Here is a 14,487-nt window from a genome sequence, read left to right as displayed (position 1 = left end):
ACCCGTTGGGCAATAATCCGGATCGCTCCATCTGCTCGGCCTCAGCTCGGGGTGATCTCCGAGCAGGCGGTCTGACAGTAGTTGACTTAAGCGGCAGTTGACTTAAGTGGCGTGCGAGTCGCCGGCGTTGGCACGTTCACGTAGTCCTCCTGTCCGTGGCGGGTCAGAAGCCTGACGGGTCAGAACATCGAGATCTGATCCGTCATGATGACCGACCTGCAGTGATCGCCTGGGAGGGGTTCTGAGCTGGACTTTTGGCGTTCACTGGTTCTCATCGTTTTGCGCTGCTTCTCGCGCCCATGTGCCCTGGGTGTGCCCTGCCCTCGTTGATCCGGGCGGTCCCGGACGAGCGCAGCAGCTGACCCGCCTTAGCCGGCGGAACTCCCACTGCCTGGGACTACGGAACGCCTCCGAGATACCTTCCGTTTCCGTGATCGCTATCCGGTGATGGCTCCACAGCACCGTCACCAGACGTCGCGACCAGCCGATCCGCCAGTTCTGGACGCTCGTAGCCTCGGAAGACCCTGTTCAACTGGTGAATCAGGAGTCGGCGGTGTTCCGGTCCCAGCTCCGCCAGGAAGAGCTCGATGAGCTCGGCCACGGTCGTCTCCCCCACTCCCGGCGCGCTCGGCTGCGTGCCGTGGCCGCCGGAGACCAGGTTGATGGCCTTCTCGAACTCGTCCCCGTGTTTCACCAGTTCCATCAGCTTTTTCGGGTCCGATTGGAGCCACCACAACCGTGCGATAGACCCGTCTCGCAACATAGTGTCCCGCAGGGCCGTCAGCCGGGTGACCTCGGCCTGCTGCGCCATTCGATGCCGCTCGGTCTCCAGATCTCTCGTCATCTGCTCACGGGCGAACTCGACCGCCTCAGCCTCGACGCCGAGCACCGCACGTGCTCGACGGAAATAGGGATGGGTCTCGACACGGCCCAGCGCCAGGTTGACCGCGCTCTCCGCCTCCTCCCTGTGGAGCACCGAGAACGGCGTGGCCGCCTGACGGGCGGCCACGATGAGTCTGTCGCACACCGAGGTTTCGATGTCGACGGGCAGTTCCGTCCCCCAGGGCAGGAGCCATGTGAGCGTGATTCGCGCCCGGAATTCCCGGTTCTCCCGCTCGCTGCGCAGCACCTGCGCGAGCTCTGTATGGTGCGGGACGAAGTCACCCCGATGCCTGCGGGCCAGAAGCGTTTCCAGCCAGTCTAGGAATCCCACTCGGTCGTCTCCTCGACGTCGTAGGCGCTCAGCAGTGAGATACCGGAGGTGAGATTGTCCGCCTCACCGATCCGTCGCATCAGCTCGATACAGAGGCTCTCGCGGTCGACACCGTCATCGGGGGCGGTACGTGCCCAGTGCCAGATAAGGGGCGCGAGCACACCGACGTCCATGCTGGATCTACACGCCTTGGCCAGGACTCGGCAGATGACCTCGCTGCCAGCGTCGCCTCGGACGACCTCTTCCAACCAGACGACCGCCGCTTTCTTGGCCGTATCGGCGCTCTCAGGGTTACGGAGGGTCGCCCGCCATCCATCGGCGAGAGTGTCGATGAGCGTCTCCTCTCGCGTCGAGTGCGGCATCAGCACCAGGCGCCCTTCAGGCGAGCGCAGGGCCGCCAACCCCACGAAAGCACGCAGGCCGGTGCGCCGGGCACGTCCTGCGGTCTCGACCCACTTCACGACCTCCATCACCGTTGGAACGCGCAGTCGCGGGCGGATGGCAAGCCGGGCCAGCGCGTCGAGAACCGAGGCTTCGACCCGCTCGGAGTCACGGCCGGCCAGATGCTTCAGGCGGGTGAACGCTATCCGGTCGAACCCGTCGGCCAGCGGACCTCCGCAGACCGCCGCCACCACTAGATGAAGTGACTCCTGGTTCCCGTTCCGCGCCCACACGTACATCCTGCTGCGCACCGTGCGGCCGAGTTCGTCACTCATCGCCGCGACCGTCAGAATCCTGGCCGCTCGCTCCGGATCCTGCCCGGACCACTGCTGGACCGTCTCCACCACCAGATCCGGCAGGCCGTGCCGCATCGCCAGGCGCAGAAGGATGGCGGCGGGCTGATCATCGCGCAGTTCCCTGAGCCAGTCGGTCAGATGATCCTTGAAGAAGGGTCGGTCCTCCCACACGTGATCCAGTACGGCCACGCCGTATCTGGGACGGGTGAACTCCACCTGCCCTTTCACGTGCCTCGCGTCGACGTCCTGCAGATGAGCGTTGACGCCCGGACCGATCAAGCCTCGGCCCGGAGGGTACGGAATGCCGACGGTCGCGCACAGCATGTCGGCCGCGTCGAAGACCTTCGCCACGGGCGAACCTTCCATCGCGGCGACCGACAGCAGGAGGGCACGCCGGTATCCCTGCTCCGGTGCTTGGGTGGTCTCGAACCAGCTCCTGAGCTCCTTCTCCCAGTTGTGGTAGGCGGCGAGGACCTCCTGTATCCCTTCCTGCGGCGTCCGATGTCCTGATTCGTGCACGTGCTCGGTGAGCCTCACCGCGTCCTGCGGAGAGGCGCCGGACAGGATGCCGCCGATCCGTTCGTCGGCCGCCCATGCCTGGCACTCCTCTCGCGAACGCCACCGGGCCAGGTGCGCCAGGAACACCTCACGCGGGTCGCTCGCCCTCAACTTGACGATCTCGGGCTGGACGGCGAGGTCGAGCGTCCCCAGCTCGTGCTCCGTGGCGAGCACCACCAGACAGGAGCCGGCCTCACGCAAGCGCGTGATGTAACCCGCCAGTTCTCTTCCCAGGGCGGGAAGCACTTCCGGGGCGCTCTCCTGCAGGTTCAGCAGGTAGGTCCTGCGCTTCTTACAGTGCAGCGAGGCATGGACGTCGTCCTCATCGATGACCAGCCACTCGGGGGACAGTTCGAGACCGGCTGCCACATTCACCGCAGTGATGCGCCGACCGTTCCCCGGGTGGGCGCACAAGACGACGGCCCCTGTCTCGCGAGCCGCCACGACGGCCCGTGAGAGAGTGTCGCCGTGCGGCACGTATACCGCCCGCATTCTGGCGACCTCTTCCTGGCCCAGCCGCCGTGGGGCGATCAGCCTGCCCAGGTTGAAAGTGAAGTCGCCGTAGAAGGTGCCGTCGACGATAGCCGTTTCCACCCGCTCGTAGAACTCAGCACTTGAACGCACTCTCACGTCTCCCGGAAGTTGAAGTCGCCGTGGAACGTTCCGCCGGTGAACGCCTGTCCGACCCGCTCGCGGAAGACCGCCGAGGCACCTGTGACAGCCTGCCCGTCCGTTCTACCGTCCCATTTGCCCGCCGTACGGCCGTCCGTCCCCGGCGCCCCGTCGGGGAAGGTCGGGCGGGGCACATAGATCCAGGCGTGCTGCTTGAAGTTCTTCTCCGGCACCTCGGCGGCGACGCGGCGGAACTGACTCGCGTGAACGGCGGTATATCCCCCCTCGACCACGTCCTGGAAGACCCGCTCGGAGATGATCGCTCCGACGAGGGTGACGTCGGGCTCCGCGTGGGCCATCACCTCGCGCAACTGATCGGAATTGAGCAGCCTGAAGGCGTCGTTGGTGGTCTTCCCCTTGCGGTCACGCAACGGGTCGTCCTGGTCATAGACGGGTCCCACATGGATGCTGGCCCTCAACCTCATGGTCAGGGCTCTGTCGCGGGCGCGAAGCGAGGGTGAGAGCTCCCATAGCGTGGCCTGCAGACTGTCCAGGAAAGGGTGGATCAGGAACGGCAGGTATTGCGGTGCGATGCCGAAGACATACCCGTCACCCGGCAACTCGGGGAAGCGCTTCTCCTGCCAGATGCGGTCTTGACCACATCGCGCGAACGCCTGCTCCAGGACATCGGGGATCATCGCACTCAGTTCAGGAAGATACCTATCTCGATTGTCGGTGAATCTGACGACATCCACCGCCAATAGCCCGCGGTAGGGCGGCAGCGGATGACTGCCCGCATCGGGGATCACTGTGGTGCCTCCTGTCATGGCAGATCCTGATGACTGGCTACACGATGGCATTCAACTTTCCGAGCGACTGTCCAGAATTGGACGTTCATCCCAGGCCGTTGCCCGAAGCGCAGTCAAGTCCTGGATAACCATGCGCCGGCGCGCGGTGGCGACGATTTCCGCCCGCCGCAACGCAGCCAGTTCGGCGGCCACCGCCGACCTTGAGAGCCCCGTCGCTGCCGCCAGATCGCTCTGGGAGAGCGGTACCTCCAGTCCCGTTGCCAACCGCAGCAGAGTCCGCGCCACAAGCGTTACGGCGGGCAACCCCGCCAGGTCCGCCCGGACGTCCTCCCCTTCTCTCAGACGGCGGATCGCGCGGCGGATCAGCATCCCGTGCAGATCGAACTGACGGACGATCCTGTGGAAACGCTCGGCCGGCACCGCGTAGGCCAGGCACATGGTCAGCGCGGACACAGTCGCCGACCGCTCTCCGCCGTCCAAGACGGCCAGCTCTCCCAGCAGGTCATCCGCCCCTCGTACGGCCAACAGGAGCTCACTGCCGTCCGGCTCCAGGCGGATCACCTTGACCTGACCGAAGGTCAGCACCAGCACGTGGCTGCCCTGCGCGCCCTGCCGTAGGAGCACGTCCCCGGCTTCGTACCGGCACGGCGTGCCACTCTCGATCAGAGAGTGCCAGGCAGGCTGGGAGAAGGGCCGCATGACCCATGCGTACGTCGGGTACGCCGGTTTGGCAATCACACGAGCGTGTCAAAGGGCCAGTTGGATCACCGCCGAGCCGACCGTCGACCCGATAGAGATCAGAAGCAGCCAGAAACCCCACTGGATGAGCAGATACTTCCTGGTCACGATCACGCTGACCGCTCGGATCTGCTCGGCCAGGCCGGTCAGATCATCGTTGTCGTGGTTGCGCAGGGCGTTGGCGATTTCCGCCGCAGAGCCGTACCGCCCGATGTCACCGAAGTAAGCGATACCGAGCGTCCGCTTTGTGATACGCGGGTATACGGCGCTCGCCATGCAGACCAGAGAGGCGAGCGCGCACACCGCTCCCACCCACCACAGCCATTGCAGACCCGCGTGCAGCTTCAATGGCGACCAGTTTCCCGCCAACAGGCCACCGGCAACCGCGCCGACGCCTAGCCCCGCGACACCGAGAAGTACCTGCGCCTTCATGTCTGCCCGGTTGAGTTCCTCACGGGCTTCGGTGAGCAGTTGGACACCATGGATACGCGCCTGCGCATCATGGTCCTGCGACGGCGGTACGGACACGACCGCCCTGGTCATCCACCGGAACACCTGCGCCCCCTGGGTGAGTGAACCTTGAGTCATTCAGCTGTGGAGATGACGAAGAGTGTCGAAGATCGATTAATGATGAAGACTCTCGCCACCCTTCCTTTCGGCCGCACTCTACGTGACGATCAACGACTGGTGCCGAATACGGCTATTGCCGTTCTCACACACGCTGCTTCTGCTCATCCACCATGATCGCTGAGCCACGTACACCACCTCCGTAGACGCAACGCATGGAACCTCACAGCCAACGTCAACCAGACGGACGTTCGAGGCGTCTCCTACGCACCCCCAGTCCCAGGAGCTCCGATGGCGAATCAGTACGGCCCGCAGGATCGGTATCACCAGCCACAGCAGCCGTACGGGCAGCCGCCGCGACCGCCAGCCGGTTACCCCCAGCAGTATCAGCAGCCTTACGGCCAGCCGTATCCCCCGCCCGGCTACGGATACAATCCACCTCCGCAAAAACCGGGCAAGGGTGCTGTGTTCTGGCTGCTCGTCGTCTGCGCGCCCATCCTGCTGCTGTTCGGCTGCGTCGCGGTCGTCGTCAAGGTCGGCAGCGTTACGACTACGACGACTGGGGCCCCGCCTGATGTTGTCTACGCAGCGCCCACCCAAACAGCCGAATCCGCTCCTGTGACCGAGACGCGCCCCTCAGCGCCGCCCACAACAGCGTCAACGGCCCCGAGCTCTCCACCCGCTGTGGCGCAGCCTCCGCAGATCGAACCGAAGACCTACAGCGGCACCGGCGCGAAGGTCGTGAAATTCGATCCGATCAGCGACCTCGCCCTGGTCACGTTCACCCACACCGGCAGTGCCAACTTCATCGTCACCGCCCTGGACAGCTCAGGCGCGATGCAGGACGTTCCCGTGAATGCGATCGGCAGCTATTCCGGCACGCGCATGCTCAGCCCGCGAAACAACACGCAGATCGCCGCGCTCGAAATCAAGGCGGACGGCCAATGGACCGCCGACATGAAACCTCTATCGGCCGCGCGAACATGGTCAGGCCCGAGCATCGAAGGACGCGGCGACCAAGTGCTGAAACTCGACCCGCCCGCAGAAGGCCTCGCCACGGCCCAGGTCATTCACTCGGGCAAGGCGAATTTCATCGTGCAGACGCATGGCGGAAGCGCCCTCAACCTCCCGATCAACGAGATCGGCAACTACTCCGGCGAGGTTCAACTGCCGAGTGGCACCACGGTCGTGGAGATACGCGCGGATGGCGCGTGGTCGTTCCGCCGCGGGTGAATCCTCTCGCGCCTATGCACAGTCGCCAGGCTCCGCGCAGACCCTGGTGTGCGAGTTCTGCGCGCCCAATGCCACGCTGATCAGCCGGTCGACGCCCCGCTGGCGCCCTGCTTCATGAAGAGGCCGCGGCGGGGCGGGACCTCGCCTGTGGGTCATTCCTCTTCCCCGAGGGCGCCGACATGAAGGCTATCCAGGGCGTGTTGTTGCACACCTGGCAAGCCACCGTGGCGGATGTCTAGTTCACCTGCTCGACGAGGTGAAGCACGCGGCGAACGACAGCATGAACGATGCTCTCGCCGGTCTCACGAAGCGGAAGCGGGGGAAGACGGCACCGTAAGCGCGTGGTTGTATAAACGATCAAGACCTCCTTGTAATCAAAAGATGCCCTGGTCAAACCATGTGCAGCCGAGAGGTCTCGAACCCTAGCCTTCTGATCCGTAGCATGGTCAGAGACGTCCACCGCCGACCACTGGCGACAGAAACCTTGCTCAGAGCAGATCTCGGGACCCGTGTATCCCGCTGCCGTCCAGGACTGTTGTTAGCAGACGCGTTAGCAAGCTCGCCGAGTCGGACGCCGTCGAGAGCACGCGCGGACGGCAAAGCGATCAGTTGGCGGTAGACGGATACCGGGCCGCTTGGAGGTCCTCAAACTGAGTTGAGCACACCCGGCCGCAGCCCATCGTTCCGGTACAGACTCATCGCCCATTCGTGATCGAAGCCGCGGATATACGCGCCGGCCGCCGAGAAGGCGATGAACTGCTCATCCCCCGGAGCCGTTCCTCATGGAGACCATCTCCTCCTCCAGCCGGTAACCTCGGCAACGAATCGCTTCCAATGTGACGAGGTGTGTTTACTCGGCGACCTGGCTGTGATGCCCTGCCAAGGGTGACTGTCCAGGCGGGGCTTTCAGGAGTTCCTGTGAGTGGTTCAAGCAGTGTGTTCGATGCTTCGGCCTCGGCTATCGGCTACCTGTACCAGCTGCGATATGCCCTCCTGGCCGGCCTCAGGGAGTTCGGCACAGACGCGAGCTGGACTGTGTCGGTTGAGGTGGTGGACGACGTGGAAATCATCGCTGCGGGCGAAAACAGACGTTGGCAATTGAAGCATCGAGCCGGCGGCACTCGGATCACGGACGGCAGCACCGATCTGTGGAAGACGCTACGAATTTGGAGCGAAGCGATCAGGGACGGCTCGCTAGACCCCGCCCGCACCCGGCTCCTGCTGCTAACCACCTCGACCGTGCCCGTTGATTCGGCAGCCCACTACCTTCAGACAGGTCCGGGCCGGGATGTCGGGAAAGCACATGAGCTACTCGAAGCGGCGGCCGCAAAATCGGCGTCGGATGCGAAGAAGAAGAGCATCGAGGCTTACCGCGGACTGAAGGACGATCAACGACATGCGATGGTTGCCGCCATCACCGTGCTCGGCGACGGTCCCACCATTGAGGACGTCCACTGGGATCTCCTTCAAATCTGCCACTTCGCTGTCGGCAAGCAGGCGGCTGCATCGCTACTCAACCGCCTCGAAGGCTGGTTCATCCAGCGGTGCATCCAAACGATGCGGGTTGCGGCTGCGATGCCGATCTCGGGTAGCGAGATCGATGAAAAGTTTAGCGAGCTGCGCGATCAGTTCCGGACCTATAACCTTCCGATCGACGACGACATTGCCGAGATGACGGTGACGCGAGAGGAGTACGGCGAACGCACGTTCATCCGACAGCTCGATCTAATCGAAATAGGGAGCCGTCGAATCGAACTCGCGGTGCGTGACTACCTACGCGCTTCTACCCAACGCTCACGTTGGGCGCGTGAAAACCTACTCCTTCCTGGTGAGATCGGCACCTACGAGCGACGGCTGCGCGAGGAGTGGGAGACGCACTTCGCCGTCATGCAGGACGAGCTTGGCGTGGAAGCGGCGGAAGAAACGAAGATCGCGATGGCGAAACGGATCTACGGTTGGGTGGAGACCGAGTTCCGCAGGAACATCCGGCCGGAGTGCCATGACCCTTTTATCTGCAAGGGATCTTTTCACATCCTCGCGGACGACCAGCGTGTGGGTTGGCACCCGGACTTCGAGGCGCGTCTTCTGACCATCCTGGAGCCTGCCGGTGGTGCGGTGAATGGCGGTGATTGACTTCCTGAGCCGGGAAGAGCGGAACCTGTTCAATCCTGCGTTCGCCGGACTTTTGGTCACCCGCGCCGTGCAGGGGCATGAGCAGGACAACAGCCCCGGCTGTCACCTCCTTCTCGCTGTCCTGGCTCCCGTCATGGCCTTCACTGCCCCGGTGCGAGCCGTCCTGCCGAAAAACGTCTCCTCGACGACGGTCAACTGGATCGAGCGTGAATCGGCGGCCCGGGTCCACCTTCGACAAGCCGCGCCGGTTCTTGGCCCGCTCGTGCGGGAAGGACTGCTGCTCAGCCTGCGAGCCGGTGTGCTGGTGCTGGATGAACAACACCTTGTCCGATCGACCGGGCGAGTCCCCAAGAGGATCTCCGGTGACACCCTGGAAGTTACTCAGATCCAAAGGGCCAGTTTGTTCCTTGGCCGGTGGCTTTCCAGGGCTGGCGACCTTCCGACGATCTTCACCCTTCTTGGAGTCCGTCCTTGAGCTTCCAGATCAGGCATGTCGTCGTGTACGGCCGTGGCGAACGTGCGCGCAAGGTGACCTTTGAGCTCGGACAATTGAACATCATCACCGGCTCCTCGCGTAGGGGCAAGAGTGCGATCGTGACGATCATCGATTACTGCCTCGGTAGCGGTGGGTATCCGGTCAAGGCGGGGGTAACGAGGGACAACTCCAGAGGGTTTGGCCTCATGATCGTGAGCGGTGATCGGGCGATGTACGTCGCCCGGCCAGCGCCGGAGCGCCTCCACAAAACCGCCGACCGCATGTACGTCAGCGTCGTCTCCGATCCAGAATCGATACCAGCCTTCGACGAACTCGAGTTCAACACGAACGTCGACACCGCTAAACAGATCATCGGAGATCTTTGCGGCATTGACCGCTCACTGCGTCTTCCGATGCCCGGCACCGCGGGGCCGCTGTCTCCCAGCATCCGCCACGCGCTGTTCTTCGTGATGCAGGAACAGAACGAGATCGCCAACCAGGATGTGCTGTTCCATACCCAAGGGGATGAACATCGCCCGAACGCGATTCGAGCGGTCATTCCTTATTTCTTGGGAGCGGTGGATACCGAGTACGCCACACTCACGATCAGGCTACGCGCCCTCAAGCGGGAGCTCGTCTCCCTGCAACGGGCCCTTGATGAACGCGCCGCAACACTTGGCGCCACGGGCCAGGCCCGTGCGCTCCTTGCAGAAGCAGCGGCCGTTGGACTGCTCGATGAGCTGCCCCCTCAGGGCCTCAATGAGAGTGAAGCCGTCGGAATTCTGCGGCCACTTTCGCTCGTCGACGTTAGGTCCGTCCGACAGCCGGAGGCCCAAGGTGATCAAATCACAGCACTCAATCAGCAGCGTGCGGAGCTGCGAGACCGGCTAGCCGGCTTGAATATCCAACTGACCCGGCTTCGTCGCGCGACCAACGAGAACAGCGATTTCGCCTCCGAAGCCAGCGAGCAGCGCGCACGCCTCGCGTCGCTCGGGTTCTTCGGAAACGAGGACGGCCCCGTGCCTGCCTGTCCGTTGTGCGGTAACGACGCGCCCGGCGCTGAAGGAACCTGGGCAGACATGCGCCGTGAGCTGCTACGACTTGACGGGGAGATCGTCGCCATACGAACAGACACCCCTAAAATCGACCAGATGATGGCGCTGCTGGCTGAAGAGATCCAAGAGGTCACGCAGCTACTGCGAACCAATAAGGCTGAGATCGATGAGCTAGAAGCCGGAATCCAGGCCATCGCGAGGCTTCGCGATGCCGAGTCTCGTACCGCGTTGGTTCAGGGGCGGATCGGTTTCTACCTGGAGATGCTTGACCGGCGCGACCAACAACCGCCGATCCGGGACCGCACGGCTGAGATCGAGGCCGAGATCGCCGAGATCGAGGTAAGGCTGGAGGAGAACGGAAACCCTGACTTGCTCTCATCCTTCCTGGCGCGCATCAGCCAAAACCTGTGGGAGAAGGCTCAACGCCTTGAACTTGAGCACTCGGCATGGCCAATCCGCCTGGACCTGAGGCGTCTGACGGTCGTCGCCGACACCCGCAATGGCGCGGTCCCGCTGCCCGAGATGGGCAGCGGCGAAAACTATGTTGGGTACCACGTGGCGACCTTCCTGGCGTTGCACGAGTGGTTCGCGATGGAGGACCGCCCCGTACCCAGGATTCTGATCTTGGACCAGCCGTCGCAAGTCTGGTTTCCCGCCGACTACGCCGGCGACGGTTCACACGTGTTGCCTGATGACGATCGGCAATCGCTCGTCCGCATCTATCAAGCGGTCATGGAGACTATCGCGCGTCCCGAAGTAGACCTCCAAGTCATCGTCATGGAGCACGCCGATCTCGAGGAGCAGTGGTTCAGCGACGCGGTTAGATATCGATGGCGCGCTGACGGCGAGGCGCTGATACCCGCAGACTGGATCGAGGAGAACTAGCTTAGCTAGTAAGTGATCCCGGCCTGCCCACTCAGGATGGGCAGGCCGATGAACGTGAAGTGACCGGAGTCGGCCACGTTCAGCCAGCGCTGCCCGTCCCGAACTCAGTCAGCGTTGGCCGAGACCGGACGCCGTTCAGATGGTCTTGGCGGCCCCATGGCTGCACGTTACGCACAACCATGTGCCGTCGAGCGGTTTCGGAGGATATTGGGCGGCGGATCCGACACGTATGCGTGCATGCTTGCCCCTATGAACTCACTCCCCGGAGAGGCCGAAGCGAGCGAGCGCCTGAAGCAGACAGCGTTGCGTGACTTCGGACCGGTCCCCGAGGATGAAGACAACCAACGGGGCACGACCTACAAGCTGCACTTGAGCCGGGACGACGTGCCGGTTCCGTCCCTATTCAAGTATGCGCTCACGCTTACCGGACTCACGGCGCGCGGACCCGGTGAGAAGGCCGCGTGGTGGGTCGACTTCACCTACCGGGGCGAGTGGTGCGAGCTCGCGCATCAGAAACTCGGGGTGCGGCTCTACTTGCGCACCGAGAAGCCTGAAGAGGAGGTGCACAACATTCAGGTCCAGATCGTCAAGAAGCTCCGCTCCTCGATGCGCATAGTCGAGAAGTTGATCGTGGACGCAGCACCCGAACTGCTCGGCAAAGGCAACGCCACCGTAGTGAATCAGCACCAGTCACTGCGGCGTGCCTACGAGTACTTCCGCGAACGCGCCGTCACCCCAGTACTCATCGAGGATGAGTACATCCACGACGAGCCGATCGAAGGCGCGACTGGGTCTTGGTGCACCTTCAAGAGCGGCAAAGCCCAGATGCAGATGAACGCCTTCCATGACATGATCGCAGCGATCTCGGCGTACATCAGCCTGCTGGAGCACGACCTGGTACTGGCCCTGGCGTTCCACGGCTTCGATCCGGATCGGGACGACCTTACCGACGTGATCGGGTCACGGTGGGGCGACAAGTTCGACCGCGTTCTCGGCAAAGACCATGATGCCGCCCGCTACAGGCAGCGGCTTACGGACGTTGTCGAACGATGGCGTAATCCCTACTCTCACGGCGGCTTTGAAAAAGGCCACCGCGCAACCATCTACCTGCATACGCCAGGGGTGAACGCCGCAGTACCGGTCGGCCTGACCAGCGTACGCAGGAGTCCACTGTTCTCCTTCATGCCAGCATCTGAGACCGACATCACGCAGGTGTTCGAGCTCTTTGACGAGGTTGACACGTGGTTAGAGTCGGAGCTTCCCGAAGGCATGAAGTGGATCAACTCGGAGCTGGACGTTCGCTTCGACGAGTCCTTCCGAGTATTGCTTGCTCAGGCTCTACAGCAGGACAATTTCGCGAGTTTCCTGGAGTTCTGCGAATATCAGCAGGAGATGATGGACAACATGGATTTCTGAGCCACGCTGCCGAGAATATCCGTGCACCTGCTACCCCTCGCTGCCAGCGCAGTACTCGCTGCGCCGCTGACCCCTGCTGCCATAGCGCACCGGGGCCCGCTCTGCGCTGGCGGGCGCCTCTTCCTCGTCGCGATATGCCTGCTCCTGGCGGGTCTGGCGCCCGGCTTGCCGGTCGCAGCCGCCACGACGCTCCTCACCAGGCTCCGTGGACGCACCCGCGATAGCCTCCCGGTGATCGTGTCCATCGCCCTAGCGAAATTCACCGCCAGCGGCAGCGCAGCTGCGGAGTCCACGACGAACATGCCCAGCCGCTTGGCCAGAGCGAAGTACTCACGCTCACTCATCCCTGCCAGATCCACTGCCGCCCACTCACTCTGGACACGAGTGGCTCCCTATGTCCGCTGTGCGCGCTGCGGGGTGTCGCTGTTGTCGTCAGAACAACAAAACGCCCTGGAGCGATCATCGCTTCGGGGCATCTTTGGCTCTTCAAATCTAGTGGTCAGGAGCAGAGTCGAACTGCCGACCTTCCGCTTTTCAGGCGGACCAATCACCCTGTTCGGGTAGCGGAGACTGTGGTCAGAGGGTGGTGGACGGTCGCCGAAGTGAGTCCGTGTGTGGGGACGTTGCTGTCAGGGTTGCTGTCACCGCTCTGCCGAGACCTGCGAGATCGTTCCGGCCTATAGGACCATGTCCTCATGTCAGTGACCGAGTTCGCCGGCGTAACCAAAGACAAGGATCGTGGCATCACGTCCAAGGGAGGGCTGTACGAGTTCTGGACTGAGGAGGGTGCCCACGTCTACCTTCACGACACCGACTTCAAACGCCTGACCTACGAGCCCGGCAGGCCGCCGACGTTGGAGCTGGAGTTCGCCTACGACCCGCGGTGGACTCCACCCGAACTGTCGAAGACGCCTGTCGTGGCCTTCCGGTTCGAGGACGTCCACCTCATCGAGTGGTACGAGGACCAGGAGGGCCAGGAGGGCCATGACTGCGTAGCCGCCTCCCCTGATGCTCCACCGGGGCAGGTCGGGCAGTTCGACTGGGACGGCGCCGACCCGTTCACGCTGGGCACCTTCACATTGCGTCTGGTCTTTCACTCGCCGCGAGCAGCGGTAACCGTGCGCGCGAAATAGAGCAGGGAACCCGTCACCGCCCGCCCGCTCGAATTTCGGATCTCTTTATCACAAGTTGGAACATAATTGTCCACGACTGTCTTGCGGACCTGGTGGAACGGGTTCTCAGAACTCCTCGGTCCATGGGAAGGGCAAAGCCCTCACGGACGACATCTAACGCTGCTCAGATGGTAAATGCAGCGCGGGGCGTGTGATTGCCTAAGCCGGTTACTATATGGACTGCTGTACAGCACCGTGATGCAGTCCTCAGAGATGTGATGAGCCATCGCGCGGGGGGAGTAATCCCCTCCAATCTCATAGCGGGCACCACGCGATGGCTCTGTATTAGGTTGCGGGCGCAGACCCACGTCCTTCGCTGGGCCCTGCAAAGGACGATAGGCGGCTACTTCTCGCGCCTCTTGTATATCGCTACCCCTACGTTGATAACCGCGCCTGTGATGCTCAGGACGCCGCCAATAATAGGGGCGATACTGATCAAGTAGCTCATGAGAGACATCGTTTGACCTCCGAATTGTCTTAAGACCGCTCATGCGGCCGGATGGCTCATCCATGCCACCGCCCTGCGACTTCCTTCGGCCAGAGAAGCGGAGGAACCCGGAGGAATTCCCCTGTCCGCCTTCCTTGAGGCTCCCTGACATGGGACTATGCCGGATAGCGAGACAGTCATTTCGAAGCTCTCCGGAGTCTTCGGAGGACGTGCCGCAGAGACCGGAGAGACTGGGCAGGAAGACTGAGCACATGAGCATGGCTGAGACTCCTCTAGATCCGAGCGGGATCGAGAGCATGGACTCCTTGGTTTTGGCTCTTGAGGCCCTACGTAAGCACTTGGGACTGTCCTACGGAGATCTGGAAAGGTCTGCGAACCGTCTTACTGCCATGCGGAAGGAACCACACCGACTCAGCAGTAGCACTCTGCATGACAT

At 62.9% G+C, this 14,487-nt stretch carries 11 protein-coding genes; 6 read left to right on the top strand and 5 right to left on the bottom strand.

The window, feature by feature from the left end; all coding sequences use genetic code 11:
* Positions 1-397 precede the first annotated feature (397 nt).
* Genes J2S55_RS24210 through J2S55_RS24190 form a run of 5 tightly spaced genes read right to left on the bottom strand, consistent with a single transcriptional unit; the run spans position 398 to position 5,210 of the window.
* A complete protein-coding gene (locus J2S55_RS24210; protein WP_306865220.1) occupies positions 398-1,213 on the bottom strand; it encodes a hypothetical protein in 816 nt (271 codons plus the stop codon).
* Positions 1,201-3,132: a hypothetical protein gene (locus tag J2S55_RS24205; RefSeq protein WP_306865218.1), complete on the bottom strand. Its 1,932-nt coding sequence runs from the start codon at positions 3,130-3,132 to the stop codon at positions 1,201-1,203. The genes J2S55_RS24210 and J2S55_RS24205 overlap by 13 nt, the downstream gene beginning before the upstream one ends.
* A 2-nt stretch (positions 3,133-3,134) precedes the next feature.
* Positions 3,135-3,947 (bottom strand): hypothetical protein, encoded by an 813-nt coding sequence (locus J2S55_RS24200; RefSeq protein ID WP_306865215.1) that lies wholly within the window; start codon positions 3,945-3,947, stop codon positions 3,135-3,137.
* 33 nt (positions 3,948-3,980) lie between these two features.
* Positions 3,981-4,628, bottom strand: a complete 648-nt coding sequence (locus J2S55_RS24195; protein ID WP_306865213.1) for a Crp/Fnr family transcriptional regulator — start codon at positions 4,626-4,628, stop codon at positions 3,981-3,983.
* A gap of 48 nt (positions 4,629-4,676) precedes the next feature.
* Positions 4,677-5,210: a Pycsar system effector family protein gene (locus J2S55_RS24190; protein WP_306865210.1), complete on the bottom strand. Its 534-nt coding sequence runs from the start codon at positions 5,208-5,210 to the stop codon at positions 4,677-4,679.
* A gap of 315 nt (positions 5,211-5,525) precedes the next feature.
* Between J2S55_RS24190 and J2S55_RS24185 the strand changes: the two genes are divergently transcribed.
* The 6 genes from J2S55_RS24185 (at position 5,526) to J2S55_RS24160 (ending at position 13,564) form a co-directional block, all read left to right on the top strand.
* The gene (locus tag J2S55_RS24185; RefSeq protein WP_306865207.1) at positions 5,526-6,467 is read left to right on the top strand and encodes a hypothetical protein; all 942 of its coding nucleotides are present in this window, start codon (positions 5,526-5,528) and stop codon (positions 6,465-6,467) included.
* 918 nt (positions 6,468-7,385) lie between these two features.
* Positions 7,386-8,600, top strand: coding sequence for an ABC-three component system protein (locus J2S55_RS24180; protein WP_306865204.1), 1,215 nt, complete (start codon positions 7,386-7,388; stop codon positions 8,598-8,600).
* Positions 8,587-9,075, top strand: coding sequence for a three component ABC system middle component (locus tag J2S55_RS24175; RefSeq protein WP_306865200.1), 489 nt, complete (start codon positions 8,587-8,589; stop codon positions 9,073-9,075). Before J2S55_RS24180 ends, J2S55_RS24175 begins: the two co-directional genes overlap by 14 nt.
* Positions 9,072-11,015 carry a DUF3732 domain-containing protein gene (locus J2S55_RS24170; RefSeq protein WP_306865197.1) on the top strand — a complete coding sequence of 648 codons (1,944 nt, stop codon included), beginning with the start codon at positions 9,072-9,074 and terminating at the stop codon, positions 11,013-11,015. The genes J2S55_RS24175 and J2S55_RS24170 overlap by 4 nt, the downstream gene beginning before the upstream one ends.
* Positions 11,016-11,264: 249 nt before the next feature.
* Entirely contained in the window at positions 11,265-12,431 is a 1,167-nt protein-coding gene (locus J2S55_RS24165) for a hypothetical protein (protein ID WP_306865194.1), read from the top strand.
* Positions 12,432-13,126: 695 nt separating this feature from the next.
* Complete coding sequence (locus J2S55_RS24160; RefSeq protein ID WP_306865192.1) at positions 13,127-13,564, top strand: hypothetical protein; 438 nt, start codon at positions 13,127-13,129, stop codon at positions 13,562-13,564.
* Positions 13,565-14,487 lie beyond the last annotated feature (923 nt).

The organism is Streptosporangium brasiliense, from assembly GCF_030811595.1.
In the GTDB taxonomy this organism is placed as follows: Bacteria; Actinomycetota; Actinomycetes; order Streptosporangiales; family Streptosporangiaceae; genus Streptosporangium; species Streptosporangium brasiliense.
The sequence above is the reverse complement of the archived record's forward strand: the minus strand, read 5'-3'. Positions and strand labels throughout refer to the sequence as shown.

What these genes read in the sequence shown, in the direction of transcription:
- J2S55_RS24165 (WP_306865194.1), top strand. Translation starts at nt 11,265, where the DNA reads ATGAACTCACTCCCCGGAGAGGCCGAAGCGAGCGAGCGCCTGAAGCAG.
- J2S55_RS24200 (WP_306865215.1), bottom strand. Translation starts at nt 3,947, where the DNA reads ATGACAGGAGGCACCACAGTGATCCCCGATGCGGGCAGTCATCCGCTG.
- J2S55_RS24185 (WP_306865207.1), top strand. Translation starts at nt 5,526, where the DNA reads ATGGCGAATCAGTACGGCCCGCAGGATCGGTATCACCAGCCACAGCAG.
- J2S55_RS24190 (WP_306865210.1), bottom strand. Translation starts at nt 5,210, where the DNA reads ATGACCAGGGCGGTCGTGTCCGTACCGCCGTCGCAGGACCATGATGCG.
- J2S55_RS24160 (WP_306865192.1), top strand. Translation starts at nt 13,127, where the DNA reads ATGTCAGTGACCGAGTTCGCCGGCGTAACCAAAGACAAGGATCGTGGC.
- J2S55_RS24175 (WP_306865200.1), top strand. Translation starts at nt 8,587, where the DNA reads ATGGCGGTGATTGACTTCCTGAGCCGGGAAGAGCGGAACCTGTTCAAT.
- J2S55_RS24195 (WP_306865213.1), bottom strand. Translation starts at nt 4,628, where the DNA reads ATGCGGCCCTTCTCCCAGCCTGCCTGGCACTCTCTGATCGAGAGTGGC.